The organism is uncultured Planococcus sp., from assembly GCF_947501725.1.
GTDB lineage: Bacteria > Bacillota > Bacilli > Bacillales_A > Planococcaceae > Planococcus > Planococcus donghaensis_C.
The window spans coordinates 1-18,207 of sequence record NZ_CANMXD010000014.1 but is presented as its reverse complement, the minus strand read 5'-3'; the positions used below and the strand labels follow the sequence as shown (position 1 = coordinate 18,207).

The window sequence follows — 18,207 nt, the reverse complement described above, 5'->3', positions numbered from 1 at the left end:
TAAGTGTCGAATTATCGATACTTAGAATGCCCAGTTGCCGCCGCGGAAAATCGGTTCACGGGTGCCGTCTTCCAATACGCCGTCGATGTCCATTTCTGAAGACCCTACCATGAAGTCGACATGCGTGATGCTTTGGTTCAAGCCGTTTTTCAATAGCTCATCCTGAGACATGGTTTTTCCGCCTTCGATACAAAAGGCGTAAGCGCTTCCGATAGCGAAATGGTTTGAAGCATTTTCATCGAACAGCGTATTGTAGAATAAAATGTTTGAATCGGAAATCGGTGACTGGTGAGGCACCAATGCCACTTCGCCCAGGAAATGTGAACCTTCATCTGTTGCAACAAGTTGCTTTAGGACTTCTTCACCTTGAGCAGCTGTCACTTCAACGATTTTCCCGTTCTCGAATGTCACTTTAAAATCGTCGATGATGTTTCCGCCATAGCTCAGTGGTTTTGTACTGGAAACATAGCCGTTGACACCCGTTTTATGTGGGACAGTGAAAACTTCTTCTGTTGGCATATTGGCCATGAAAGGATCGCCTTTTTCATTGATGGATCCGGCTCCACACCATAAGTGGCCATCAGGAAGAGCAACTTCCAAGTCAGTCTTTGGTGACGTGTAATGCAGTTTCGCATACTTTTTGCCGTTCAGGTAATCGACTTTCGTGTGAAGCAAACGGTCATGCTCCGTCCATGCTTCAATCGGCTGATCAAGATCTGCGCGGACTGCTTTAAAAATAGCATCCCATAAGGTATCGATCTGTTGGTCTGCCGGTACATCCGGAAAGACTTTAGCTGCCCATTTCTCAGAAGGCGCGGCAATGACAGTCCAGCTGATTTTATCTGATTGGACGTATTGGCGATATTTGCTCAATGCCTGTCCCGTCGCTTTTTGTGAAGCAGCGATGCGTTTCGAGTCAATTCCCGACAATAGATCCGGGCTTTGGGACACAACACTGATGAAAGCGGCGCCTTGTTCAGCCAATTGTTCACGTTCCTGTACTTTCCATGCTGGATAATCAGAAAACGAATCTTCAGGTGCTAATTCAAAACGCAGGCGCGAAACAGCGTCGTCATTCCAGTCGACATAGACTTGTTTGGCCCCTGATTCATAAGCCTTTTGGGTAATTAAACGAACCAAAGGTGCCGCCTCAATAGCAGCAGCGATATAAAGCTGCTGGCCGGGTTGAATATTTACCCCCACTTTTACGGCCAATTCCGCATAGCGGGCTAATTTCTCATTAAAAGATGTCAAATAAATCTCTCCTCTCATCACTTCTTATAGTAGCAATTTTCAATCACGCCCTGCAATCATTTATAACGATATTCGAAATAATATTTTCACTTGCATTTTTTATTATAAAAGTTTATGATTTAAACAAATGTTTGAACGGAGGTGTTGAAATGAACCAGAAAGAAGTGGAAGTGTTGGAATTGATCCGCCGCAATCCTTATTTGTCCCAGCAGGAAATGGCGGAACGCTTGAATATGTCCAGGCCTTCATTGGCCAATTTCATCTCGAATCTCATGCGGCAAGGAAAAATTTTGGGGCGGGCTTACGTATTGCCGGAAGAAAAAACGGTTATTAGCATCGGAGGTGCCAATGTCGACAGAAAGTTTCTCATGGATCGGCCGGCGCAGATGGGTACCTCAAATCCAGCTTCCGTTTCCGGAAGTGTCGGTGGAGTTGCAAGGAACGTTGCAGAAAACTTGGGACGCCTCGGCCATTCCGTCAAGCTGCTGTCGATTGTCGGCAATGATCCCGAGTGGAATTTGATTGAAGCGGCTTCGAGCCCTTTCATGTCGACTGAATTGACAAAAGCAATGGACGGGCTTTCGACAGGAACCTATACAGCGATTTTGGAACCGGATGGTGAGATGCTGCTGGCGATGGCTGATATGAAAATCTACGATTCCCTGACACCGGACCATATCTCTAAAAATGACAGCACGTTATTGTCAGCAGCTTTTCTTGTCATCGATTTGAACTGTCCACTTGAAACAGTGGAATATGTTCGGCAGTTGGCACTGGCCAATAAAATTCCGCTGGCTGTCATCCCGGTATCCGCTCCAAAAATGGATCGGCTGGGCAAAGATTTGGCAGGCATCAGCTGGCTGATCTTGAACCGCGACGAAGCGAGCAAGTTTCTACAAATACCTATCGAATCAATGGATGACTGGCATAAGGCAGCGCAGCAGCTTTTGGATCAAGGAGCGGAAGCTGTGGTCATCACAGGAGGAAAAGACGGAGCGATAGCCGGCAATTCTGAGGGCATCCGCCATTACCATGCCATGCAAGTCGACCATGTTGCCGATGTGACAGGAGCAGGAGATGCATTTTCCAGTGCCATCGTCCACAGCGTCATGGATGGCCAGGAATTTGAATCCGTCATCCACTCAGGCATGGTCAATGCAGCAAAGACCCTGGAAAGCAATGCCACTGTCCGCCATGAACTGACAGCCATACTATTACAAAAAGAACTGGAGGAATTACAATGACATCAATGATTTCCTATTCAACTGAAGTACAACAAGCACTAGAGGACAAAAAACCGATCGTGGCACTCGAATCCACAATTATCTCACACGGCATGCCATATCCACAGAATGTTGAGACAGCCCGCGTGGTAGAGCAGATTATTCGCGATAATGGAGCAGTTCCTGCAACCATCGCAATTATGGATGGCAAGATCAAAATCGGCTTGTCCGAGGAAGAATTGGAAATGCTCGGCAATACTCCAGGGGTTTCCAAAGTATCAAGAAGAGATATCGGCCAATTGATCGCAACCAAAAAAATCGGCGCTACAACCGTCGCAGCAACGATGATCTGTGCAGAACTTGCAGGCATCCGCGTTTTCGCTACAGGCGGCATCGGCGGGGTGCACAGAGGCGCTGAGACGACGATGGACATCTCGGCAGATTTGGAAGAACTGTCGAACACTGGAGTCGCTGTCGTTTGCGCTGGGGCAAAGTCGATTCTGGATATCGGCCTGACATTGGAGTATCTAGAGACCAAAGGTGTTCCGGTCATTGGCTACCAAACAGATGTAATGCCTGCATTCTATACCCGCTCAAGCGGTTTTGACCTGACGTTCCGCAGCGACGGTGCAGATGAACTGGCTCAAGTTCTGAAAGCGAAATGGGATTTAGGGATCAAAGGCGGGGCAGTCATCGCCAATCCAATTCCTGAAGAGCATGCACTGGAAGAATCATTCATCAACGGCATCATTGCACAGGCGATGGCTGAAGCGAAGGAAAACGGCATTTCCGGCAAAGAAGTTACTCCTTTCCTATTAGGAAAAGTTAAAGAGTTGACAGAAGGAAAAAGCTTGGTCGCCAATATCGAACTCGTTAAGCACAACGCGAAAGTAGGAGCCGAGCTCGCTGCAGCTTATAACAAACTTTAAGGATAAATTGTGAAAGAAGTCCATTCGTGGGCTTCTTTTTTTTGTTGGGGAGGTTTAAAGGGTTTTCAGTCTCCTAAAGGTAGGGTAAGGAGAAACAAGGGGATGAAGCATATGAAAACTGATGTATTCATCGGCGGGGGTGGAATCGGTGGATTGACGCTGGCGTTGAAATTGGTACAGCGTGGAATCGATGTGGTCCTCGCCGAACGGATGGCTGTCAAAGCACCTACCTATAAGGGTGAGCTCCTGCAGCCGAAAAGTATGCAGATATTTGATGGTCTTGGCATATATAAAAAAGTATGTGATCGCTCAAATGAAATTAAAGTTTTGGATATGCTTGAACTTTCGAGCTCACTGCAAGTGAAAGACCAGTCGTTCATGGATTATAGCGTACTGCCGGGCAAATACAATGCGGCTTATATGATGCACCACGAAGAACTGAAGTCCGTCATCCTAAAAGCAGCCTGTGAATATGAAAATTTCCATTACTTGAAAGGGACTGCCTGCAAAGGCTATGGAGAGAAAACAGCTTTGCTTCAGAAAGGAACAGAGAAATTTGAAGTGGAAGCAGATTTTTTCTTCGGCGCGGAAGGACGTTCCTCAGTTACGCGAAAAGCGATGGAAATCCAGGTAAAGCAGACTACCTACAACCATCATTTTCTGACAGTCACGTTTCCGCGTGCTGAGGATTTCACGGACGGCAAAATCATATCCACGTACAATCGTTTCCTCGGTCTGTTCCCGTTGCCGGACGATCAGGTCCGAAGTGTTTATTTAATTCCTCCAGGAGACTATAAGGAATTAAAAGAAAAACCAATCAGCCATTTCCATAAATTATATACGGATTTGGCTCCTGCAGTGGACGGCTATGTGCAGAAATTGGCGGATTGGAAAAAGATTCAATTGATGATTCCTGTCATGTACCATGCCGATTCTTATGTAAAAGGCAATAAAGCCATCATTGGAGATGCTGGCCATGCTGTTCATCCGATGGCGGGGGAAGGGATGAATATGGCAATCCAGGATGCCGATATTCTGGGTGAGCTGACAGCGGATATGTTCGAGCAGGAAAAAAAGGACAGCGATAACTTGAAATGGTATGAAGCTGTCCGCTACAAACGGGCAGACCATGTGATCCAGCTCAGCCATCTGGCGGCACTCGCTTATTCATTTCCATTCAAACCGGTGAGCTATATCCGCCAGCGGACATTCGAGCGGATGGAGGAAGACCCGATTCTCCACTTTAAACAGATGCTGAACGTTTCGGGGCTTGGAATGTGGAAGGAAAATTTTCGCGACCGATTTATTCAAGGTGGCATCATGCCCGTCCGCATGAAAGATTTAACAAAAGATACGAAAGAGTTGAAGTACTATACACCGGAAGAAGATTATCCATGGAAAGCGGAGGGACTCCAATGATTGATGTCATGAAAATGTTTACAGCCAGAATGTACATGAAACGCAATGAACCTTTTCTCTATAGCTGGCATGCCTATGTCGGCTATGAATTGGATTTGTTCAAAGCCTTCGAACGCCCGGTCACGCAATTTGATGTGGCGGATGCCCTGCAGTTGGATGAAGACTTGCTGAACCAATGGGTGAGTGTCGGGGTATCGATCGGCCATCTGAAAGAAGCGGGAAGAAACCGTTATAAAACCTGGAATGCCTGGAAACTGCCGAAACCTAAAGGCAATAACTCTTCTGGTGTCCTGTTGAAGGAAATGATGGAGTTGCATATTCCGACATTGCTGAGTTATCCCGATATGATGCGCAAACAGGAACGTCTTCACTTTGATGAAGAAAAACATGCGCCTACAGTAGCTGAAACGAGCCGGTTGCTGGAAGTCCTGGCTTTGCCGAAAATGTCGAGACGCCTTAAAGAAACGCAAATCGAAACCGTATTGGATATCGGCTGTGGAGAAGGCGGCTACATCAAAAAACTAGCCAAGCGCTTCCCGAAGACGCATTTCACCGGAATCGAAATCAGCTCATCTGTAACGAAAGTTGCAAAAAAACTCACTGAAGAAAATGAAAACATTACAATTGAAAATGCCGACCTCTGGCAATATCAGCCTTCTGAAAAACAAGGCATGGTCATGATGAACAATGTCATCCACTATATCGACCTCGAAAAACGCCAGGAGCTATTCACCGAACTGGCCAGCTGGATCAAAGAAGAAGGAATCCTGTCTGTAGTGACCCCAATTGCCGGTGGCAGCGACAGTCCGCCATTCGCCAACGTCTTCAACAGCTTCTTCTCGTCATTCGATAACCTCTACCGCCTGCCGACTCGCGAAGAATTGGCGCAGTGGGGAGAACAGGCAGGACTCGAATTGCTCAGCATCCAAACCGTTATAAAAGAAGGCGGTTGGTATATTGTACAGTATGAAAAGAAAAGCTGAGGAAGCCGTTAAGGTTCGAAAGGCATAAGACAGACCGGCGAAGCGGCGTGTTTTCAGCCGCATAGCCGGGTTGGCTTATGACCCGAGAACCTGGCTTCCGAAGCTGGACAAAAAGAAAAGCTGAGGCGACCATTCTGCTCCGACAGACATAAGATGAACTTCCGAAGCGGCGTTTTTTTGCCGCATAGGAAGGGCAGCTTATGATCCGAGGAACAGGTCGCCGAAGCTGGACAAAAAGAAAAGCTGAGGCGTCTGTTCAGTCTCGACAAGCGCTGGAGGACTTGAAGGTAATGGCGTCCTTTGCCATTAGCAGCAAGTCCGAAGCGACTCGAGAGACTAGACGCCGAAGCTGGACAAAGAAAACCTAAGGCGACCGTACTGCTCCGACAGCCATTAACCTTTCAAAGCAACGCATGAACTTTCATCAAATCAAAAATCCCCTGAAGGAAAATTCCTTCAGGGGATTTTAAAATCTCTTATTTTCGCAAAGAACCAAGCTCTGTAGCAATGGCCTGCATTTCACTTGTACTGAACTTGTCGCGAGTTGCGACCATTTCGTACAGTTCACGCAAATCTTCATATTGGGAAGCGTTGAAATGTTCGGCTTTCATTGCATCTACATTGACCATGCGCAATTTCGATTTTATTTCTTCGATCATAAAGCTGACGTTTTCTGGAGAGGGGTTTGATAAGTCCATGATAAGTTCCTGCCTTTCAGGTGAATATGCTTAATCATTTCATTATTCAAATGTAATGTCAATTGCCAGCTCGTTCCGCTTCTTTTTCTTCTTTGATTTTGGCGATGATGCGTTTTGTTTCGTAGACAATAACTCCGGACAAACCAAGAAGTCCGATTAAGTTCGGGAATGCCATCAAACCGTTCATGACATCGGAGAAAGTCCAGACGACGTCAAGTGATACTGTTGCGCCGACGAAAACCATCAACACGAAAGCAATGCGGTAAACGATCAACAATGCCGGATTCTTGAATAGGTACTGGAAACATTTCTCGCCGTAATAAGACCAGCCGATAATCGTAGAAGAAGCAAAGAAAATCAAACCGACCGCTACGATGATCGGACCAGCTCCTCCTAGGAACTGTTCAAAGGCAGCAGTCGTCAATGCAGCCCCTTCAAGTGATTTATCCGTGTAAAGACCGGACATGACAATTGTGACACCTGTAATCGAACAGATGATGATCGTATCGAAAAACACCTGTGTCATGGAAACCAGCGCCTGGCGTCCAGGAAGGTCTGTGATGGCTGCAGCTGCAGCAATCGGAGCAGAACCAAGTCCTGCTTCGTTGGAGAATACGCCTCGAGCTACACCATAGCGGATAGCGGCACCGATTGCACCACCGACTGCTGCTTCACCTGTGAAGGCGGCGCTGAAAATTGTACCGAAAGCGGCTGGTATAAGTTCCATATTGAAAATCATAATAATTATTCCTGCAATTATGTAGAATAATGCCATAAAAGGAACGAAGAAAGAAGTGACGCGCCCTATGCTCTTGATTCCGCCAAGCAGAACCAAAGCCGTAAAGATGGTTAGAATGATTCCTGTAATCCATGTGGGAACACTGAATGTGTCGCGAACAACCGAAGCGACTGAGTTCGATTGTGTACCGTTTCCGATCCCGAAAGCGGCAATGGCACCGAAGATGGCAAATAATACGGCCAGCCATTTTTGTTTCAATCCGTGCTCAAGGTAATACATAGGTCCGCCGGCCATTTGGCCTTTGGCATCGACTACGCGGTATTTGACTGCCAGTACAGCTTCACCGTATTTAGTGGCCATACCGAAGAATGCAGAAAACCACATCCAGAAAACAGCACCTGGTCCACCGAGAATGACGGCTGTTGCGACACCGACGATATTACCGGTACCCACAGTTGCAGCCATGGCAGTCGACAATGCCTGGAAATGGCTGATATCTCCTTTAGAAGTGGTATCCGTGTTCTTAGTGAAAACCAATTTTAAAGCGTAAGGCAATAAGCGGAGCTGCAGCACGCCGAGACGGACCGTTAAGAAAATTCCTGTTCCTACTAATAAAATCAATAAAGGCGGTCCCCATACAAACCCGCTGATCGTGCCCAATAATTCTTCGAACTGTGCCATTATTTCTCCCCCTTTTTAAATTCTATTTCTATCTAAAAACCTCCTGTAAACATAATATTCCGAAAGTTTTTCAATATAGTCAAGTTATTTTTAAAAAATAGTTTCAGTATAAGTGTTTAAGTTTTCAAAGATTAGGGAAAATTCCTAACAGATGTGAAAAAACATATTTATATTGGGAGGAATTTAGGATGAGCCAAAACAAATTGATGACGGGTTTATTAGTGGGAGCAGCAGTGGGGATTATTGTCTCACTACTTGATAAAAATACGAGAAACGATGTTGTGAACAAATCGAAAAAAGCTAGCAGCAGTGCAAAATACTACGCTTCAAATAGAGATGAATTGGTGCAGGCTTTCCAGCAACAGGCTGAAAGAGCGCAAAATCTGTATTCACGCATTTCGGAAGATGCTTCTTACGTTGGAAGCAAGGTAAATGAATTGAAAGAAATGTCTCCACAAGTGAAAGAAATGGCGCTTGAAACAAAAGAAGCGTTTATGGATACGAAAAATGCAGTTGTAGAAACAAAAGACGATGTAATTTCGGCAGTAAAAGAAGACAATCCATCTCCAACTTCTTCTTTGACGGATGATACGAACTCTTCTTCAGGACCTAGCAATAAATCATCAGGATCTGATAATAAGTCGCCCCAATCTGATGCTAAATCAACATCAGGCAATCAGTCCGGAAACAATTCAAATTTTGGGAATCGGTCATAATCCGATTAGCGACATGAAAACTGCAGGACAGCAAGAGGATGCAAATCAGGCTCCGGTTCACTCGGTAACTTTCGATGTGACCACAGGGTCTGGGTTTCTAAAAGAATTGCTTCAGCGGATTAAAGACGTCGATGTGCCAGGACTTGGAGCGCAGCTGGCGTTTTTTTTCCTCTTGTCAATTTTTCCTTTGCTGATTTTCCTGGTAACTTTGTTGCCGTATTTGGCTATATCTGAAGATGAAATTTATAGTTTCTTGGAAGAAGTAGTTCCGGCAGAAGTATATACACTGATTGAAAGCACGCTTGTGGAAATCTTAACTAATCAAAATACAGGTTTGCTGTCTTTTGGTATTTTGGCAACCATCTGGTCGGCAAGCCTCGGAATGAATGCTTTGATTAAATCGCTGAACCTCTCCTATAAAGTTGCGGAAGATCGCCCAATTCTTTTAGCGAGGGGAATGTCGATTATAATGACGGTGCTGCTGATTTTTATACTAATCGTGGCATTGGCGTTGCCCATCTTTGGAGAGCAGCTGGGCTTGCTGATTTTCTCATTTCTTGGATTGGAAGAAGGGTTTCTGGCGTTATGGAACTCCATCCGTTTTACCATTCCGGGGATCATCACTTTTGTAGCCTGTGCCATCATCTATTGGCTGGCTCCTAATGTGAAGATGAGTATACTGAGTGTTTTGGGAGGCGCCGCCTTTGCAGCAAGCGGTTGGCTGCTGACTTCTTACTTGTTTTCACTTTATGTCAGCAATTTCGGGAATTTTTCAGCTACTTACGGCAGTATCGGTGGGGTTATCATATTGATGCTGTGGCTTTATATCTCAGCCATGTTATTGATTGTTGGTGGGCAAATAAACGCGGTGATGAAAGAACGGCGGCACTTACTTAAGAAAAGGACAGCCTGAGATGCATCTCAAGCTGTCCTTTTTTGTTTTGAAATCAACTATTAAACCATCTTTCACTCTCTTGTTCCTTCCGGCTGCCTGGCCCCCACTCATACATTGCGGTTGAGCATCCGCAAGCCATTTAAGATGACCAAAATGGTGCTGCCTTCATGTCCAATAACGCCGATCGGCAAAGTGATGGTCTGAAAAAAGTTTGAGATGATCAGCATGATGATGACAGAAACTGAAAAGAAGATATTCTGTTTGACAATGCGCTGCATTTTCCGGGAAAGACGGATGGAGTAGGCGATCCGCGATAAATCATTTTTCATCAAAATGACATCAGCAGTTTCCAAAGCAATATCAGTTCCGGCACCCATCGCAATTCCAGTCGTTGCCGTTGCCAAAGCAGGGGCATCATTTATGCCATCACCTGTCATCGCTACATACTTGTACTTTTTAAGCAGTACTTTCAATTCTTCCACTTTATCGGACGGTAAGCATTCTGCAATGTAATCGTCGACGCCGGTTTCTTTGGCGATGACTGCTGCTGTTTTCCGGTTATCTCCCGTCAGCATGATGCAGTAGATGCCTGCTTTTTTCAATTCTTCAATCGTTGATTTGGTGATGTCCCTCACTGTGTCTTTCAAAGCCATAGCGGCAAGGATACCTTCTTCGTCTCGGACAAAAGTGACCGTTTTCCCCTGATTGGCCAGTTTTTCCAGTAACCCATCTTCAAAAGCTTCTGCCAGCTCTTCACCGACAAATTTAGGCTTGCCGACGAGATAGACTTCATTGCCGATAGTTGCTTTCAAGCCGTTTCCCGGAACATCTTCGATTGCCAGATTCGGTAACGGATCGATTCCTTTTGATATTACGTAATCACTGATGGCTTTCGCCAGCGGGTGATTGGATTGGGATTCGATTCCTGCAATATTGGCCATGACGATCTTGGGGTTTGCTCCTTGTCGAATGACAAAGTCTGTGACTTCGGGTTGGCCGCGAGTCAAGGTGCCGGTTTTGTCAAAAGCGATGGCTCTGACCACACTCAAATTTTCGAGGTGCATCCCGCCTTTGAAAATGATGCCGCTTTTAGCACCATTGGAAATCGCTGCGAGTGTGGCGGGCATAATGGAAGCGACAAGCGCGCAAGGGGAAGCCACAACCAGCAAGACCATGGCACGATAAAAGGTCGTGTTCCAATCCCAGCCGAAAATATAATGCGGCAAAAACAGCATAAGTACAAACATTAAAAGCACAACTTTTACATAACGGCCTTCAAAACGTTCGATAAACTGCTGGGAAGGGGACTTTTCGCTTTGTGCAGATTGAACCAGGTCGATGATTTTCTGAAACATAGTTTCAGAACTCGGCTTGGTCATTTCCATCGTGATGGCACCAGACAAGTTGACGGTTCCTGCGAACAGCTCGTCCTCTTCGTACTTAGAGACAGGATAAGCTTCGCCGCTGATCGCTGATTCATCGACAGCTGTCTGGCCAGTCTGCAAAATGCCATCAACTGGTATCCGCTCACCTGGTTTGACAACAATAAAGTCTCCCAGAGCCAGTTCTTTCAAAGGGACACGGACCGTTTGCCCTTCCTTTATCAACCAAGCTGCTTCTGGCTGGATTTCCATCAGGGATGTGATTTCTTTTCGGCTTTTGTTCATGGTATAGGTTTCCAGCGCTCCGCTTAAGGAAAAGATGAAAATCAGAATGGCTCCTTCTGTCCAATAGCCGATGATGGAAGAGCCAACAGCTGCCAAAATCATTAAAATTTCGACATTCAGCTGCCCGTCCTCCAAGGTTTTCAGGATGCCGTACTTGGCTTTGGCATATCCGCCAATCCCGAAGGCCAGTAAATAGGTGATGACTGAGTACGTGATGTAATTCTGGAGTTCCAGTGTAAAGGCGATGATGATTAAAATTCCTGAAAGAATCGATGCGATCAATTCGATATGAGTTTTAAAAAATGCCATGATGGTACCCTCTTTCTCCTGAAAGCAAATTTACTGGACGCGGTGAATAAAAGCTTTTCATGAAGTCATTTTAAGAGAATAGAATATTTAAAATCCGATTATTCTTTATAGTATCACATTCTATGCAAGCAAAAGGGTGCGCAATCATCAGTAGAAGACAAAAGAAAAATCCGCTGCCACATGGGGCAACGGATTACTGTTTACTGCTCTTCAGTTGGACGGCCCTGGAATTGTTTCATCTTGTCGTCTAAATCATCGACCATCGCAATCAAGCGATCAATATCTTCAAGTTCCGTGTTTTCCGGTTCAATAGCATCTAATACTTCCAAAAACATGCTCAAGCGCTGTTTCATGTAAGAAACTTGCTGTTCTTTGTTTGTAATGGATTTCCCCAATTGATACACCTCATTTCGCATGTTAATCGTAACGGAAACTGACGCAGATTTCAATAAAGTATAGGTAGAACTAATTATTTTACTCTTTTATGTATTTTGAATATTTACTTAATGATAAGTTTGTGTTAAATTAAGTTTAATTAAACGAGAGGGGAGGCCGAAGGGAATCAGCGAAACCAGACCACAACATCAGGAATATCGAAGGAGGGGGTTCGCACATTTCGTCGGCATCTGAGACGAGAATGAGATTATGATAAATAATTTAACTGTATATAAACCATAAAAGGCTCATCCGCAATCTGACATCAGATACGGAATGAGCCTTTTTTGATGCTTAACGGATTTCGAAGCTTTCAATGATTTCAATTGAATCCTTGACCGACTGTACCATCGAACAGTTTTTACGGGTCAATTCCATAACTCGAGGCATTTTTTCTTCGTTGATATCCCCGGTGACGATAAAGTGCAGATGGACTTTTTCAACCCGGTCCGCCTCTTCTTCATTGCGCACAAGCTCTTTAACCTCGATTTGAATATCTTCAGGAGGCATCCGCATCTTATCAAGCACTTTTCTCATGACGCCTCCACTACAGACTGCAAGTGAAGAAACCAATAATTGATACGGCCGGAAGCCGTACTCCTCGTTGCTCGAGATTTGAAGTTCCCCAAAGGGCATATGTCCCGTGAAGCCATTTTTATTCATTGAATAATTCATCTGTAAACGCCTCCTATGTTAGAATTGTATCTGAATTCCTAATAAATACAAAAGAACGTGCTTGTTCGGGGAGGCATCATGAAAGTTTTTTTAAAAAGTGAGCGTGGCCGATTTTGGATTCTGGTGGCCATCGTCTCGATTTCTGGATTTTCACAAGGCATGCTGCTGCCATTGATTGCAGTTATTTTTGAACAGGATGGTGTCTCCTCCGCTTTAAATGGCTTGAGTGCCACAGGTTTGTATGTGGGAACTCTTTTGATTGCACCATTCATGGAACCACAACTGCGGAAATTCGGTTATAAGCCCTTGATTTTGGTGGGTGGGGGACTGGTCATTCTGTCTTTGCTTCTGTTTCCTCTTTGGAAATCGGTCCTATTCTGGTTTGTGCTGCGCATCCTGATTGGCATCGGCGATCAGGCTTTGCATTTTTCGACGCAAACATGGATCACCAGTACCTCACCCCAGCATCGGTTGGGGCGCAATATCGCTATTTACGGTATGTCTTTCAGTGTGGGCTTCGGCGCGGGACCCCTTTTTGTTCCTATGGTGGAACTATTTGAAGCTTTGCCATTCATCGTATCGGGACTTCTTTGTCTATTAGCCTGGTCATTGGTATTCTCACTGAAGAATGATTTTCCTGAAGTATCCGGAAGTTCCCTAACAACGAAAGGAACAGCCGGACGTTTCAAAGCGGCTCTAATTATTGCATGGGTGGCATTTTTGCCGCCCCTCGGCTACGGTTTTTTGGAAGCCTCTCTCAATGCCATCTACCCGGTCTATGCTTTGCGGCAGTCGATAGAAGTGGGCATGGTATCGATTATGTTGGCAGCATTTTCAGCAGGAGCCATTGCGACACAACTGCCTTTGGGAAATCTGAGCGACCGGATTGGCAGAAGGAAAGTTCTGCTGCTGGCTTTGATAGGGGGAGCGGCTGTGTTTGCTGCTGCCAGCTTTTATGAATCCAATGCCTGGCTGACCGTCGGATTTTTTGCGCTGGCCGGTATGTTTGTCGGCTCCACATTTTCGCTGGGCATTTCCTACATGGCTGACTTGATGCCGAAAGATCTTTTGCCTACAGGCAATCTACTATGCGGCATCGCCTTCAGTATCGGAAGTCTGGCGGGACCCTCAATGGGCGGGCTGTTCATCGAATATTCCGGTGGCCTCAGCTTCCTGTTGTTGATCGCAGGGATTTTGATGCTCATCGCAGTGCTCATTGCTTTGAATGGCAATGCAAAAAAGGTGCGTACCATATAATTTAATCAAAAAACTGGGCCAGAGAATTTCTCTGGTCCAGTTTTTTTGTTCAGCATAAGTTGTTGGGCTGCTTTCGCTTTTCTTTATTGTCCAGCTCCAGCGCCCAGCTCTTTGGGTCATAAGCCACTCAGGTGTCTAGTTCAGTGCCTAGCTCTTCGGTATGTAAGCCGATCTGGCTGTGCGGCTGAAAACATGCCGCTTCGCCAGCTCATCTTACACCTGTCAGAGCTGAACAGGCACTTCTACTTTTCGTGCTGTGCGGCTGGAAACATGCCACTTCGCCAGATCGTCTTATGCCCGGCAGAGCTACACGGGCACTTCCGCTTTTCTTATTTCAATACCAATTTCGTTACCGATTCCACTTGCGCGGTTTGGGGGAACATATCGACCGGTTGAATGTATTCGATGCGGTAGATTTTCGTCAGTTGCTGCAGATCCTTTGCCAATGTGGAAGGGTTGCAGGATGTGTAGATGAATCGTTTCGGCTTTACTTTCAAAATGGTTTTCAACAATGAGTCATCTAAACCGGTACGCGGTGGATCGACCGTTAGTACATCAGGTACAAAGTCCTCATTGCTCCACAGCTCCAGCCATTTTTCGGCTGTACCTGTAACGTATTTTGCAGTGATGCCTTGTTTTTTAGCGTTGGCTTTGGCATCGACGACACTTTCGTGGATGACGTCCATGCCACGTATTTCTTTTGCACCGTCCGCCAGCCATAAGCCGATTGTGCCGACGCCGCAATAGGCATCGACGACTTTTTCCTGGCCGGTCAATTCAGCAGCGCGTTTGATTTCATTATATAGTTTGACGGTTTGAGTCGGATTGAGCTGGAAAAAGGCGCGTGCCGATAAATCGAATGCCAATTCGCCGAGCTCTTCATGGATGGTGTCTTTGCCGAATAGAGTAACCGTTTCATCCCCGAAAATAAGGGAGGTTTTTTCTTTGTTGATGTTCTGGACGATTGATACCAGGTTAGTATCAATTTTTTTCAAACGTTCCAGCAATAATTCCTTTTGTGGAATCTTGGAACGTGTCGTGACCAGCACCAATTGAATTTCACCAGTTTTTACACCGGTGCGGACAACGATGGTACGGATAATGCCTTTCATCGTCTTGCCATCGTAAATCGGCATTTTCAATTCTTCCAGAATCCGTTTGACGGCATTGGTGATGACTGTCGTGTCGGGATGCTGGACGATGCATTGCTCGATATCCAATAATTGATGGGAACCTTCCGCAAATAATCCTGCAATGACTTTTGTACCTTTCAGGCGTGTCTGGAATTGGCTTTTGTTCCGGTAATGCCAAGGGTCTTCCATGCCGATGGTATTCTCCACATGGACTTTGGTGCCTTTCAAATACCGTTCCAATGCCTGTACGACAAGGTCGCGCTTTTCGACCAATTGCTGGTCGTAGCTCATGTGCTGCAGTTGGCAGCCGCCGCATGCTTCATAGATCGGGCAGGGCGGCGTCTGGCGGTGTGGGGAAGCTGTGCGCATTTTAACGATGCGGGCCTGGGCAAAATTCCGCTTGACTACAGTTACTTGCGCGGTGATTTCTTCACCTGGCAAAGCTCCCGGTACAAATACCACATTGCGTTTGAAATAGCCAATGCCTTCGCCGTTGATGCCGAGCCGCTTAATGGTCAATGGAAACATTTGGCCTTCTTCAATAATGGGTTGTTCGTTCATGGATATCACGTCCTTCAGTTAATCATCCCTTCATTATAGCCTTATTTATAGATATCAGCCAGTGCCGATCGTAAATTAGGATACTTGAATTGAAATCCATGCTGTTCGAGGACAGTCGGAAGGACTCGCTGCCCTTCGAGAACCAATTGGCTCTTATCGCCCAAAGCCGTTTTCAATGCGAAGGAAGGAACCGGAATCCAATGCGGACGCTTGAGTGCATGTGCAATTTCTTTACCGAAATCCTTCATCTGCTTAGGGTTGGGAGCGGTGACATTAAATGCTCCGCTCAGCTGGTCGTTATCCAGTGCAAAAGCGATGGCCCGCGCCACATCCTTCACATGGATCCAAGACAGCCATTGCTTACCGGAGCCAACGGTGCCTCCTGCAAACAATTTATAAGGCAACGCCATCAGCGGCAAAGCACCTTCTTCTTTTCCAAGAATGATGCCGAATCGGCCAAAGGCAACCCTCAGGCCCTCCTCTTCGGCTCGGGCGGCAAGGATTTCCCAATCGCGCACAGTTTGCGCGAGAAAATCAGAACCCCGATCGGCGGAAGCTTCTGTATAAGTAACCGACTCGGATGGCGGATAAATTCCAATCGCGCTCGCATTCACAAGCACTTTCGGTTTTTTCTCGAGTTTGTGGATGATCCGCAATAATTCATTGGTGGCGTCCATACGGCTTGTGTAGATCAATTTTTTCTGTTCTTCACTCCAGCGTCCATCGTTTATGGAAGCTCCAGCTAAATTGACGACAGCATCGATGCCTTCCAGCTGCCTTTCAGGAACGGCATCTTTCGACAGCCATTTTACATATGTAATTTTATCGGCAGCGTTTTTCGGTTTTCTCGTCAAAATATATACTTCATCGCCTCTATCGAGCAAAAGACGCGTCAATTCTTCACCGACAAATCCAGTTCCACCAGTAATTGCTATTTTCATCTTCATCGCCTCCATTTCTTCTTAGCATACCCTTTTTGGCGTCTGGCTATGCCAATGTCAGTATGAAAGGTGTATAATATGAGAAGAAGAGAGGTGCCAGTAAATGCCGATTATTTCGAAAATCACACAGGGAAAGAAAAACCCTGAAAGGTATAATATCTTTTTTGAAGATAAATATGCTTTTAGCGTGGATGAAGCGGTGCTTATCAGGTATCAGCTCACCAAAGGGAAAGAGCTCGATCAATGGACGATCGAAGAGATCAACTTCGAGGACGAAGTCCGAAAAGCCTATAATAAAGCTCTTTATTACCTTGGATTTCGGATGAGAAGTGAAGGCGAAGTACGCCAGAAACTGAAAGAAAAAGAATACGGCGATGCTGTAATAGATGAAGCCATCAAGAAATTGTATACCCACAAATTTCTGGATGATCAGCAATTTTCAGAGGCGCTGATGCGGACACAAATCAACTCGGGCAAAAAAGGGCCGCGTGCAATCCAGCAGGATATGCAAAAGAGAGGAATTGACAAACAGATGCAAAAAGATGTTTTGGATTCCTATTCTGAAGAAGAACAACTTGAAGTTGCCAAAGGCCTTGCAGAGAAAATTGCCGACAAGGAGAAGATGAAGACGCCTAGCCAAATCCATCAGAAAATCAGTGATACTTTGATGAGAAAAGGCTATAATTATTCGCTGATCAAGTTGGCGATTGCAGAGCTGGATCTTGAAAAAGATGACGATCAATGGTCCGAGATGATCACGGAGCAAGGCGATAAATTGTGGCGTAAACATAGCTCAAAACTGACAGGCTACGATTTAAAGTCAAAAGTTAAGCAAGGGCTATACCAAAAAGGTTTTCCAAATGAAGTAATCAGTGAATACTTGGAAAAGAAGGAGTTTGAAGATGACTGAAGAAAAGCGTTACAGCGATATGACTGAACATGAGCTTCGCGGAGAAATCGCGCGTTTGAAAGAAAAAGCCAGAAAAGCTGAACAACTGGGCATCGTCAATGAATTTGCGGTGCTGGAACGGAAAGCCATGATGGCTGCAGCTTATCTATTGGATCCCGCCGATTTCAAAAAAGGCGAAGTGTACCGCATCGAAGGAGATCCGAACGTCTATTTTCAAATCGATTATTTAAAAGGCAGATTTGCCTGGGGGTACCGGATGGGCGGCGAAAAACATACGGAAGCGTTGCCGATTTCCATGCTGCGCCCGTTGAAGGAAGGGAAGTAAACGGATGAAAGAGATTATTGAGCAACTGACAATCGAGCTATTGGAAAAAAACCCAAATCTATCGGAAGAAAAAGCACGTACGTGGATCGAATTGCTGGCTTCCGATTTTGAATCCTCCTATGCAAAAGCAGGATACGATTACCAAGGAACGGCGGTAGTCGAGAAAGTGATGCGCCAGTGGATTGAGAGTTATGGCGACAAAATCCATGAATTTGCCAGTACCAATCCGAAATATGCACATTTGTTAAAAGATTAATAGAAAAGCGGAAGCGCCCGTATAGCTCTGACAGGCATAAGCCAGAACAGCAAAGTGGCGCTCTTTGCCACGGCGCTGGGCTGGCTTATGACCCGAAGAGCTGGCGCTGGAGTCTGGACAATAAAGAAAAGCGGAAGCGCCCGTATAGCTCTGACAGGCATAAGCCAGAACAGCAAAGTGGCGCTCTTTGCCACGGCGCTG

Annotated in this window: 19 protein-coding genes; 10 read left to right on the top strand and 9 right to left on the bottom strand. The window is 45.7% G+C overall.

The window, feature by feature from the left end; all coding sequences use genetic code 11:
- Window positions 1-21: 21 nt before the first annotated feature.
- Window positions 22-1,254 (bottom strand): aminopeptidase, encoded by a 1,233-nt coding sequence (locus Q0785_RS17985; protein WP_223642813.1) that lies wholly within the window; start codon window positions 1,252-1,254, stop codon window positions 22-24.
- A 149-nt stretch (window positions 1,255-1,403) separates the two neighbouring features.
- On the opposite strand from Q0785_RS17985, the gene Q0785_RS17980 reads away from it, so the two are divergent.
- From Q0785_RS17980 to Q0785_RS17965, 4 genes are all read left to right on the top strand, one after another.
- Window positions 1,404-2,498: a carbohydrate kinase gene (locus tag Q0785_RS17980; protein WP_298833268.1), complete on the top strand. Its 1,095-nt coding sequence runs from the start codon at window positions 1,404-1,406 to the stop codon at window positions 2,496-2,498.
- Entirely contained in the window at window positions 2,495-3,406 is a 912-nt protein-coding gene (locus tag Q0785_RS17975; RefSeq protein ID WP_298833264.1) for a pseudouridine-5'-phosphate glycosidase, read from the top strand. The genes Q0785_RS17980 and Q0785_RS17975 overlap by 4 nt, the downstream gene beginning before the upstream one ends.
- 111 nt (window positions 3,407-3,517) lie before the next feature.
- Window positions 3,518-4,825 (top strand): NAD(P)/FAD-dependent oxidoreductase, encoded by a 1,308-nt coding sequence (locus Q0785_RS17970; RefSeq protein WP_298833411.1) that lies wholly within the window; start codon window positions 3,518-3,520, stop codon window positions 4,823-4,825.
- Window positions 4,822-5,808 carry a class I SAM-dependent methyltransferase gene (locus Q0785_RS17965; protein WP_298833261.1) on the top strand — a complete coding sequence of 329 codons (987 nt, stop codon included), beginning with the start codon at window positions 4,822-4,824 and terminating at the stop codon, window positions 5,806-5,808. Before Q0785_RS17970 ends, Q0785_RS17965 begins: the two co-directional genes overlap by 4 nt.
- Before the next feature lie 476 nt (window positions 5,809-6,284).
- Here Q0785_RS17965 and Q0785_RS17960 read toward each other — a convergent pair whose 3' ends face one another.
- Window positions 6,285-6,506, bottom strand: a complete 222-nt coding sequence (locus tag Q0785_RS17960; protein WP_223642805.1) for a DUF1128 domain-containing protein — start codon at window positions 6,504-6,506, stop codon at window positions 6,285-6,287.
- A gap of 58 nt (window positions 6,507-6,564) precedes the next feature.
- Window positions 6,565-7,926 (bottom strand): sodium:alanine symporter family protein, encoded by a 1,362-nt coding sequence (locus Q0785_RS17955; protein ID WP_298833259.1) that lies wholly within the window; start codon window positions 7,924-7,926, stop codon window positions 6,565-6,567.
- Window positions 7,927-8,114: 188 nt separating this feature from the next.
- Between Q0785_RS17955 and Q0785_RS17950 the strand changes: the two genes are divergently transcribed.
- Both Q0785_RS17950 and Q0785_RS17945 read left to right on the top strand, forming a co-directional pair.
- Complete coding sequence (locus tag Q0785_RS17950) at window positions 8,115-8,642, top strand: YtxH domain-containing protein (protein WP_298833257.1); 528 nt, start codon at window positions 8,115-8,117, stop codon at window positions 8,640-8,642.
- Window positions 8,581-9,555, top strand: a complete 975-nt coding sequence (locus Q0785_RS17945) for a YihY/virulence factor BrkB family protein (protein ID WP_366522848.1) — start codon at window positions 8,581-8,583, stop codon at window positions 9,553-9,555. The genes Q0785_RS17950 and Q0785_RS17945 overlap by 62 nt, the downstream gene beginning before the upstream one ends.
- A gap of 89 nt (window positions 9,556-9,644) precedes the next feature.
- Here the strand turns inward: Q0785_RS17945 and Q0785_RS17940 are convergent, their stop codons facing one another.
- From Q0785_RS17940 to Q0785_RS17930, 3 genes are all read right to left on the bottom strand, one after another.
- Window positions 9,645-11,513 carry a heavy metal translocating P-type ATPase gene (locus tag Q0785_RS17940; RefSeq protein WP_298833255.1) on the bottom strand — a complete coding sequence of 623 codons (1,869 nt, stop codon included), beginning with the start codon at window positions 11,511-11,513 and terminating at the stop codon, window positions 9,645-9,647.
- A 200-nt stretch (window positions 11,514-11,713) separates the two neighbouring features.
- The gene (locus Q0785_RS17935; protein WP_223642791.1) at window positions 11,714-11,908 is read right to left on the bottom strand and encodes an SE1561 family protein; all 195 of its coding nucleotides are present in this window, start codon (window positions 11,906-11,908) and stop codon (window positions 11,714-11,716) included.
- A gap of 334 nt (window positions 11,909-12,242) precedes the next feature.
- The gene (locus Q0785_RS17930; RefSeq protein ID WP_298833250.1) at window positions 12,243-12,623 is read right to left on the bottom strand and encodes an OsmC family protein; all 381 of its coding nucleotides are present in this window, start codon (window positions 12,621-12,623) and stop codon (window positions 12,243-12,245) included.
- Between the two features lie 78 nt (window positions 12,624-12,701).
- On the opposite strand from Q0785_RS17930, the gene Q0785_RS17925 reads away from it, so the two are divergent.
- The gene (locus tag Q0785_RS17925) at window positions 12,702-13,880 is read left to right on the top strand and encodes an MFS transporter (RefSeq protein WP_298833247.1); all 1,179 of its coding nucleotides are present in this window, start codon (window positions 12,702-12,704) and stop codon (window positions 13,878-13,880) included.
- Window positions 13,881-14,209: 329 nt separating this feature from the next.
- Here Q0785_RS17925 and rlmD read toward each other — a convergent pair whose 3' ends face one another.
- Together rlmD and Q0785_RS17915 are read right to left on the bottom strand one after the other, a co-directional pair.
- Window positions 14,210-15,574: a 23S rRNA (uracil(1939)-C(5))-methyltransferase RlmD gene (gene rlmD / locus Q0785_RS17920; RefSeq protein WP_298833244.1), complete on the bottom strand. Its 1,365-nt coding sequence runs from the start codon at window positions 15,572-15,574 to the stop codon at window positions 14,210-14,212.
- Window positions 15,575-15,615: 41 nt separating this feature from the next.
- A complete protein-coding gene (locus Q0785_RS17915) occupies window positions 15,616-16,515 on the bottom strand; it encodes a TIGR01777 family oxidoreductase (RefSeq protein ID WP_298833242.1) in 900 nt (299 codons plus the stop codon).
- 103 nt (window positions 16,516-16,618) lie between these two features.
- On the opposite strand from Q0785_RS17915, the gene recX reads away from it, so the two are divergent.
- The 3 genes from recX to Q0785_RS17900 are packed head-to-tail and all read left to right on the top strand — an operon-like array spanning window position 16,619 to window position 18,006.
- Window positions 16,619-17,425, top strand: a complete 807-nt coding sequence (gene recX, locus Q0785_RS17910; RefSeq protein ID WP_298833239.1) for a recombination regulator RecX — start codon at window positions 16,619-16,621, stop codon at window positions 17,423-17,425.
- Window positions 17,418-17,750 (top strand): YfhH family protein, encoded by a 333-nt coding sequence (locus Q0785_RS17905; protein ID WP_223642773.1) that lies wholly within the window; start codon window positions 17,418-17,420, stop codon window positions 17,748-17,750. Before recX ends, Q0785_RS17905 begins: the two co-directional genes overlap by 8 nt.
- Window positions 17,751-17,754: 4 nt before the next feature.
- Window positions 17,755-18,006, top strand: a complete 252-nt coding sequence (locus Q0785_RS17900; RefSeq protein ID WP_298833232.1) for a YfhJ family protein — start codon at window positions 17,755-17,757, stop codon at window positions 18,004-18,006.
- Here Q0785_RS17900 and Q0785_RS17895 read toward each other — a convergent pair.
- Window positions 17,995-18,207 (bottom strand): hypothetical protein (locus Q0785_RS17895; protein ID WP_298833229.1); only part of this gene is annotated, 213 nt, incomplete at its 5' end. The genes Q0785_RS17900 and Q0785_RS17895 overlap by 12 nt on opposite strands.